The sequence below is a fragment of the Ferrovum myxofaciens genome (assembly GCF_000735045.1).
GTDB lineage: Bacteria > Pseudomonadota > Gammaproteobacteria > Burkholderiales > Ferrovaceae > Ferrovum > Ferrovum myxofaciens.
Map to the genome: position 1 here is coordinate 1 of NZ_JPOQ01000084.1, position 2071 is coordinate 2071.

Consider the following 2071-nt stretch of genomic DNA (forward strand, 5'->3'; position numbering starts at 1 on the left):
AATAGGCAGCAACTGGTTTCTTAGGTAGGAATCGTCCGAGATCCAGGAGCGCTTGTAACCCTTCACGAAGGGCATGTAGCGCTGTTCGATGAACTCGGAGAATGTGGGGACCTGGCGGAGTGTTGCCTTCTCAGCAGCGGGGTCGATGCCAAGGGCAATCTGGGAGCGGTATTTATCTGCCAGTTGCCGTGCTTGGGATAAGGATATATCCCTTTCATCAGCAATCTTGAATTGCTTTGCCTTACCCCTTTCATCTGCATAACGAAGATAATAAGTTTTTCCTCCTGTACATCGTATTTCCAGAGATAATCCTTTACAATTTGAATCAAGTAAGTCGTTTTTGGCTTTGCCTGGCGGGCAAACTGCAGTTTTGACAAGTTGTGGAGTAAGTATTAGTTTTGGCATTTGGCTAAACTCCTAAAATGATTTATAAACGATTCATAGGATTAACAATAAGATTCATTATGACTCAAATAACACTACATGTCTAGCCTTTTATGCGAATAACTAACGCCATCAAGATTGCTGTCATCCTTAGGGCCCTGAGGAATGCTTTCGGCTTGAGTCAGCAGGGGTTGGCCACGGCGGCCAAGTGCTCACGCCCGACCATCAACCGAATCGAATCACTGGATAAGGCTTCACCTCGTTCGGATACGGTGGATGAACTGCTTCAGGTCTTCCGGGACAAGGGGGCAGAGATCCAGATCGGTGACGAAGAGGTGCTGATTCGATTTACCAAGGAAGCCTTGCTGGCAGCAGGGCAGGGGATTACGTCGGGCTCCAAAAGGACTAACCTCGACGATTGATTTCTGGATTGACTGTGCTACAATGTGGCCCACGAAGCATGATTAAGGGGTATCACCATGTCTGCCAATGCCGTTGTACGCGCCCGAATTGACGAACACATCAAGGAAGAGGCCTCCGTTGTCCTGGAGGCGATGGGGCTCACTGTGTCTGATGCTTTCCGTATCATGCTGACCCGAGTGGCCCACGACAAGGCTTTGCCGTTCGAGCCCTTGATTCCGAATGCCGAAACCATTGCTGCCATGAAGGAGGCGAGGCGCGGAAAATTGCAATCATTTAACTCCGTTGATGACCTGATGGCGGATCTGAATGCGGAAGATTGAGCAAACCGGACAGTTTAGGCGCGATTACAAGCGAGAGGCTAAGGGGCTACACCGAAAAGTATTGGCTGAAGAGTTGAAGACTGCGCTATCACTACTGGCGAACGACAGGCCAATGCCGGAAAGATATTTTGACCACCCCTTGGTAGGTAACTGGAATGACCATAGGGACTGTCACATCAGGCCCGATCTGGTTTTGATATATCGGAAACCGGACGAGGGGCGGCTACAACTTGTCCGACTTGGGTCACATAGTGAATTGGGCATCTAGTAGGTGATCCGTGGGTGCTGAAATTCCGGTAACGCTTCTATCATATTGATCTGATTGAGATTAGTTTAAACCAGCTTTGTTTTCCCAACCTAGACCACCGTGATGCCGATTGGGTATAGCGTGGGTGAATCACATATATATCTTAATGAATCATATATAATTCAGTTAATTCATAAAGATACATTCTGCATCAATTAGTCCGCTCGCTACAGGTGTGGACACCATCACCCCAACAGGGAACGCCACGATCAATGGTGTGTTTGGTGCTGGAACGAATTCCACATTTACACCGCTTGATTCGATTCATGCCACAGGCACAAACAATACGCTTAATATCTCAGATACGGCTGGCGGTACAGCATTTCCGTCAGGCACTTCCGTTTCGGGTGTCCAAACTGTTAACTATGTATCGTCAGGCGGTACAGCTACTGCTGATTTCTCGGGATATACAGGTTTGACAGCGTTGAATGTTACGGAAAGTGGTGGGGCTGCAGGCATCACCGCAGCGGGTACCACGGCTGTTACCTTGTCTGATTCGGCCGCTGCAGCTGCGACGTAAGCGGTAAGCCAGCGGCGTTGTATTTTCCCGGATAATTTTTCTGCATACTCCTCTTCAGATTGTGACACAGGAGAGCAGGTATGGAAACCAAGCGTAGCAGGAGAATTCGCCACAGCA

5 protein-coding genes are annotated in these 2071 nt (G+C 48.8%); 3 read left to right on the forward strand and 2 right to left on the reverse strand.

Annotation, left to right across the window (positions count from 1 at the left end):
- A partial coding sequence (locus tag IV91_RS0110355) for an Arm DNA-binding domain-containing protein (protein WP_031598134.1) occupies positions 1-405 on the reverse strand: 405 nt, incomplete at its 3' end.
- 92 nt (positions 406-497) lie between these two features.
- Between IV91_RS0110355 and IV91_RS0110360 the strand changes: the two genes are divergently transcribed.
- Genes IV91_RS0110360 through IV91_RS0110370 form a run of 3 tightly spaced genes read left to right on the forward strand, consistent with a single transcriptional unit; the run spans position 498 to position 1395 of the window.
- Entirely contained in the window at positions 498-806 is a 309-nt protein-coding gene (locus IV91_RS0110360) for a helix-turn-helix transcriptional regulator (RefSeq protein ID WP_031598136.1), read from the forward strand.
- Between the two features lie 57 nt (positions 807-863).
- Positions 864-1127, forward strand: a complete 264-nt coding sequence (locus IV91_RS0110365; protein WP_031598138.1) for a type II toxin-antitoxin system RelB/DinJ family antitoxin — start codon at positions 864-866, stop codon at positions 1125-1127.
- The gene (locus tag IV91_RS0110370; RefSeq protein ID WP_031598140.1) at positions 1114-1395 is read left to right on the forward strand and encodes a type II toxin-antitoxin system YafQ family toxin; all 282 of its coding nucleotides are present in this window, start codon (positions 1114-1116) and stop codon (positions 1393-1395) included. Before IV91_RS0110365 ends, IV91_RS0110370 begins: the two co-directional genes overlap by 14 nt.
- 402 nt (positions 1396-1797) lie before the next feature.
- Here the strand turns inward: IV91_RS0110370 and IV91_RS19150 are convergent.
- A partial coding sequence (locus IV91_RS19150; RefSeq protein WP_233418443.1) for a hypothetical protein occupies positions 1798-2071 on the reverse strand: 274 nt, incomplete at its 5' end.

Bases quoted from the DNA above. Each gene is read 5' to 3' on its own strand.
- IV91_RS0110360 (WP_031598136.1), top strand. From the start codon at position 498: ATGCGAATAACTAACGCCATCAAGATTGCTGTCATCCTTAGGGCCCTG.
- IV91_RS0110365 (WP_031598138.1), top strand. From the start codon at position 864: ATGTCTGCCAATGCCGTTGTACGCGCCCGAATTGACGAACACATCAAG.
- IV91_RS0110370 (WP_031598140.1), top strand. From the start codon at position 1,114: ATGCGGAAGATTGAGCAAACCGGACAGTTTAGGCGCGATTACAAGCGA.